Genomic DNA, 543 nt, shown 5'->3' with positions numbered 1-543 from the left:
CCGGGGACAACTCCTACTCCCGTCAGTGGCGTTACACCAACGCCCCCGACGCCGACGCCCGCGCCGTCCAGGCCGCCTACTGGGCCAACCAGTGGGCGGCGGAACAGGGCAACGCGGCCCAGGTGGCCGACGTCGTCGAGCGCGCCTCGCGGATGGGCGACTATCTGCGGTACGCCACCTACGACAAGTACTTCAAACAGGTCGGAAACTGCGTGGGCGCCTCGTCGTGCCAGGCGGGGAGCGGGAAGAACAGCTCGCACCGGCTGCTCGGTTGGTACTACGCGTGGGGCGGGGCGCTGGACACCTCGGCCGGCTGGTCGTGGCGGATCGGCTCCAGCTTCGCGCACTTCGGCTACCAGAACCCGATGGCGGCCTACGCGCTGAGCGAGGACCCGGCCCTGCGGCCGAACTCGGCGACGGGCGCCGCCGACTGGGGGGCGAGCCTGGACCGGCAGGTGGAGTTCTACCGGTGGTTGCAGTCCTCCGAGGGCGCGATCGCGGGTGGCGCGACCAACAGTTGGGAGGGCCACTACGGCACCCCGC

The 543-nt window shown here is 71.3% G+C and carries 1 protein-coding gene; it reads left to right on the top strand.

What is annotated here, in order from left to right; genetic code table 11:
• On the top strand, positions 1 to 543 hold a 543-nt coding region (locus ACYVPE_RS40020; protein ID WP_461038758.1), incomplete at both ends, for a glycoside hydrolase family 48 protein.

The organism is Streptomyces mayteni (assembly GCF_054783955.1).
This window is presented reverse-complemented; position numbering and strand designations above follow the sequence as displayed.